Annotated in this window: 5 protein-coding genes; 4 read left to right on the forward strand and 1 reads right to left on the reverse strand. The window is 59.9% G+C overall.

Features of this window, described 5'->3' with window-relative positions; all coding sequences use genetic code 11:
• Positions 1-25: 25 nt before the first annotated feature.
• Positions 26-193: a gallidermin family lantibiotic gene (locus M3C25_RS12955; protein ID WP_259857189.1), complete on the reverse strand. Its 168-nt coding sequence runs from the start codon at positions 191-193 to the stop codon at positions 26-28.
• A gap of 511 nt (positions 194-704) precedes the next feature.
• Here M3C25_RS12955 and M3C25_RS12960 point away from each other — a divergent pair.
• The 4 genes from M3C25_RS12960 to M3C25_RS12970 form a co-directional block, all read left to right on the forward strand.
• Entirely contained in the window at positions 705-2,468 is a 1,764-nt protein-coding gene (locus tag M3C25_RS12960) for an ABC transporter ATP-binding protein (RefSeq protein ID WP_259857191.1), read from the forward strand.
• A gap of 251 nt (positions 2,469-2,719) precedes the next feature.
• The gene (locus M3C25_RS13220; protein ID WP_375545136.1) at positions 2,720-3,646 is read left to right on the forward strand and encodes an NAD-dependent epimerase/dehydratase family protein; all 927 of its coding nucleotides are present in this window, start codon (positions 2,720-2,722) and stop codon (positions 3,644-3,646) included.
• An 86-nt stretch (positions 3,647-3,732) separates the two neighbouring features.
• Positions 3,733-4,416: a ScbR family autoregulator-binding transcription factor gene (locus tag M3C25_RS12965; RefSeq protein WP_259857198.1), complete on the forward strand. Its 684-nt coding sequence runs from the start codon at positions 3,733-3,735 to the stop codon at positions 4,414-4,416.
• A 170-nt stretch (positions 4,417-4,586) separates the two neighbouring features.
• Positions 4,587-4,816 (forward strand): AvrD family protein (locus tag M3C25_RS12970; RefSeq protein WP_259857200.1); only part of this gene is annotated, 230 nt, incomplete at its 3' end.

A 4,816-nucleotide genomic window follows, 5' to 3' on the forward strand; every position in this document is an offset into this window, starting at 1 on the left:
TGATCTCCTGTGCAAGAGCTGCGCCTCAGCAGCACCAGCTGCACTGGCTCCCGCCTCCGGGGCTCGTGCAGCCCGGAGTGCACAGGCTGATGCTGGTGAGCATGGGCTCGGCATCAGCGTCGGTGGGCATGGCATCGATGTCGATCTCGAGATCGATGTCCATGACCTTCTCGGCTTCCAGCGTTGCAGTCATAGTGTCGTCACCTCCTTCCCGGGGCTTCGACGTCCGCGGCGCCGGCCTGCCGGCCAGGCCGTCGGGTTCTCGTCGAGCCTCCGACTTCAGACTAACGCAGGTAACCACCTAAGTAAAGCGGGTGGGTCTGGCCTGTGACTACGCGCACTGGGCAGCCGTTGACGAGACCGATGAGCCGACAGCGTGTTGCGTAGTCGTCACTTTGGGGCGGCGTCCCTCTTGCGGGTCGGCGAACGGGAAGACCCGCGGATCTACGCCTGGAGCTGCTTCTTGCCCCGCTGCGCAGCATTGTGGATCGGGGCGGCGAGCGCACGGGAAGGCAGCCGACGACACTGTTGCAGGCTCCCGTCTGGCGTGCCGAGAGCGCAAGCCCGAGCACCCTTGACAACTAAGGCGCTCAACTTAGAATCGGAAGCGGTGGGGTGCGCCTTTTCGTGGCTTCGCGGGGTGCTTCGACCCTCGCTGGTTGCGTGCGCGACGCGATCATCACCGAGTGCAAAGGGTGGTAAGAATGCGTAGAACCCTAGAGGAGGAGTCCGCGTCCCCGGAGACGGGGACCACGCCTGGTCGCGCGCTGCTGCGCGTCCTGTTGAAAGAGCGGGCGACGTTGCTCGTTGCCGCAGCGGTCTCGGTCGTCGGGGCGGGGGTGAGCCTCGCACAGCCGCTTGTGATCAATCAGTTGATCAGCAGCATCGGCCACCAGCCCGTCGGCGGCTGGGTTTTGCTGGTTGTGGTGCTCGTGCTTGTTGCGGCTGTCCTGCAGGGACTCAGACAGTACATCCTCACGCGGACGGGTGAATCGGCGATTCTGAGGCTGCGAAGGCAACTGGTCCAGCACCTACTGCGGCTTCCCATTAGTGTTCACGACTCTCACCGCACGGGAGACTTAGTTACACGTCTCAGTTCGGATACAACCATGGTGCGGACGGCCTTCACGGGGGGTCTTCTGGACGCGTTCGGGGGACTGATCCTCGTGTCTGGCGCCATCGTCGCGATGGCTCTGATCGACCCGATGATGCTGCTCGTCGTGCTTGTCGTCAGTGTCTCCGCTCTTTGTCTGATCGTTTTCGCCTCCCGAAAGATTCAACGCTTCACCACCGCTGCCCAAGAGGCAGTCGGTCGGCTCGGAGCGAGCATGGAGCGTGCTCTCTCTGCGATCCGGACGGTCCGAGCGACGTCGGCCGAACGTCAGATGGACTCGGAGATCGCGGGCGAAGCTGAGACTGCGTATCGGCAAGGGGTCCGGATCGCACGTATAGACGGGGTGCTTGGCCCCTCCAGCGGTCTGGCCATGCAAGCCGCTTTCCTCGCCGTGCTAGGGGTAGGCGGAGCGCGAGTGGCCGCAGGCAGGATTGACGTCGCCGATCTCGTCTCATTCGTCCTCTTCCTGTTCTTGGTCACGATGCCGCTGAGCCAGATTGTCACGGCAATCGTCACGGTCAGGGGAGCTTTGGGTGCCATGGAGCGGATCCAGCAGATCCTGCGGATACCCTCGGAGAGCGCAAACGATTCCCTCAAGGCATTCGAGAATACGCGTCTGGACTGCGAAGGAAAGCACCTGGTTGTTGAGGAGGTTGCGTTCCGCTATCACACTGGGGAAATCGCACTCGTCGACGTCTCTTTGGAAGCGAAGCGCGGAGAGTTCGTAGCGATCGTAGGCCCGTCGGGATCCGGAAAGTCTACTTTGCTGTCGCTCATTGAACGCTTCTACGACGCCGACTCTGGGCGCATCCTCCTTGACGGCGAGAGTATCTATGAGATGGACCGGCGCGTCCTTCGACAACAAATCGCTTACGTGGAACAAAATGCTCCCGTGCTTGCGGGGTCGGTGCGAGAGAACCTTCTTCTGGGAGATGTGCAGGCCTCAGACACGGAGTGCTGGAGCGCATTGAGAAGTGTGAACCTGGAGAAGCGGTTCCTCGACTCGCACGGGCTCGAATCTCCTCTCGGCGATCGTGGCATCAACCTGTCCGGCGGCGAATGCCAACGGCTTTCGCTTGCGCGGCTCCTTCTCTCCGAAGCTCCCGTCTTGTTACTCGATGAACCAACGTCGAGCGTAGACTCCCACAACGAGGACCTCATCCAAACAGCGATCAGTGCGAGTGCTCGAGACCGCACAGTAATTATGGTTGCTCATAGACTTTCAACGGTGCAGGCAGCCGATCGCATCATCGTTCTCGATTCGGGGAGAGTCGCCGCGCAAGGGAGCCACCACGAACTCATGCACGCCAGCCCTCTGTACAGGAGCCTCGCAGCCCACCAACACCTGGAGTGAGACTCCGCCACGCGTGAAGAACCGTCTGCGGCAACGTACATCGGACCCAGGGGCAACGGAAGATTGGTCGAGACTGATGGCCGCAGGCCCACCTTGTCCAGCATCACGTGCCGCGGGGACTAAACTGGGCGCATGACTCATGCGCATCGTCTCACCGTCGCAGCTCCGCGACCACCGGTCCCACGGCGCGAGCGCACGTGATGCTCGTGGGCGGAGACACTCCACGCCGGTGCGGCGATTCCTCCGCGTCCATGGGACCGGTCGCCGTGGTCGGATCGACAGGCTTCGTCGGGGCGGGCATACTCCGTGCATTACTCGATTCGAATGACTGCGTGCGCGTCCTCACGCGGTCTTACATCGATCCGATTCCCGGCGTCCAAACCACAACGGCGCCCACAGGTCTCGACTCTGAATCCGCTATCCATGAGTTACTCAACGGCGCACGAGCTATCGTCCACGCTGCCAGCTACACCGGGGAAGACGAAGACGAGCAATACCGAACTAACGTTGCAGGTACATCACGCTTGCTCAAGGTCGCGACACAGCTGCGCATCCCACGGTTCATCTACGTGAGCACCTGCGGAGTGTACGGAGGTGCTCTTCAACCCGGAATGAAAGAAGACGAGGTCGCACCTCGCCCTCGATCAGCGTTGAGCAAGTCAAGGTACGCTGCCGAAACGATGGTGCGCGAGAACAGTGGGATCATCTTGCGCCCCCACTTTGTACTCGGCCGAGGAGACCGGTGGGTTATACCAGCGTATCTCCAGCTCCTCCGCCGATACCCCGCGCTGGCGCAAGCGGCAGGAGGACGCACTTCTTTCATCAACCGGAAGCGGCTCGGTCAAATCGTGACGACCATCTGTCAGGCGCCTACGCTCCGTTATAACCTGTACCATGTCGCAGACCCGCAGCCGACTTCGGCCTATACAGTTCTCAAAACTATCGCAGGCTTGCTTCCTTCCATCGATCAGGCGACAGGGTCCACGCGAAGTCCTATGCGGCATGAGCACGCAGATGTTCCTGAGGCGTTGCGTAGCAAAGCCAGATTCTTATTCGAAGACACCTGGGTAAGTACGGCACGGCTCACAAGTGAGTTTGCAGAAGCCGGCTCTCGGGCCGAGCTCATATATGCGGAAGATGCCGAATGGTACCAGGATGCCTACATGTCTAAATGGTAGAGACCTGGGTTCATGCTTGGACCAGTACTTCGATGGTAAAGTATTGGGCTTCCATAGCTGAGACGATACAAGTAGAAAGGTCACACGTGACAAAGCGCAGGGAGCCAAGTCAGGAACGCGGGCAACGGACCCAGCGAGCGATCATTGAGGGCGCCGCCCGAGTGTTCGAAAACAAGGGGTACTCAGATGCAACGCTGTCCGACATTACGCGCGCTTCGGGTATATCTCAAGGCTCGCTCTATTTTCACTTTAAGACTAAGGAGCAAATTGCTCTCGGCGTGATACAGGAGCAACATGATCGCATGTACGCCGAGATTAATGAGGGCCTCGACGACGCTTCCGATCCCTTGGTCCAGCTGTTTCGAGCTTCCTATGTGATTTGCATAAAACTGCAGGAGGACGCAGTGACTCGGGCTGGCATTAACCTCGCGCTAGGCCAGGGTGCTCTTCGGGAAGCCTCGGCCCGTTCGTATGGAGAGTGGACCAGAGGGGTGGGCTACTTGCTCAACCGCGCGATACGAACAGGAGTTCTCGACGGTGATCTCCCGCCGGAGAGACTCGCAAGATCGTTGGTCGCATACTTCACCGGCAGTCAGCTCATGTCCCAAGCCACATGCGACCGCGAGGACCTGTTCGAGTCAGTCGCAGACATGTGGAAGGTATTCGTCAAGGCCAATGCGGTAGGGCAGATCCGGCGAGCAGGCTACTTCGGTACTATCGGCGAGCTATTCGAGTCCCGTAAGTCAATGGGGTCAACCGAAACGGCATAGGGCCGTCCAAACGGACGGGCTGCCGCGGGGGACGTGCCCCTGGTGCGAGACGAGGAGGCGCCTAGGTGCTATCGCCTAAGCTCCGGGACCCCGTTGCGCTCTATACTAAGTCTGTGATACTAAGTCTGTGGCCTCACTTGTTAACGACGACGAGCCTGGCGGAGGGTGCTGTGAAGGATTTTGACGAGATACTTGGCGATTCTGACAAGCGATACCTGTCCAACGGTTACAGGAATGTAAGTCACGCGGTAACCCTGCATCGCCCTCTTGGCTGCCGGGTCTACCAGTCGAGGGATGTGCAGGATGTTGATGTCAGCGTTGTCTATCCGACCCATTGGTCAAGTAAGCCGGGTGGCCAGATCGATCCACATTTATCCTCCTTTGATGCAATGATTCTCGG

Origin of the sequence: Brevibacterium luteolum (assembly GCF_025147615.1) — a bacterium.
Lineage (GTDB): Bacteria > Actinomycetota > Actinomycetes > Actinomycetales > Brevibacteriaceae > Brevibacterium > Brevibacterium luteolum.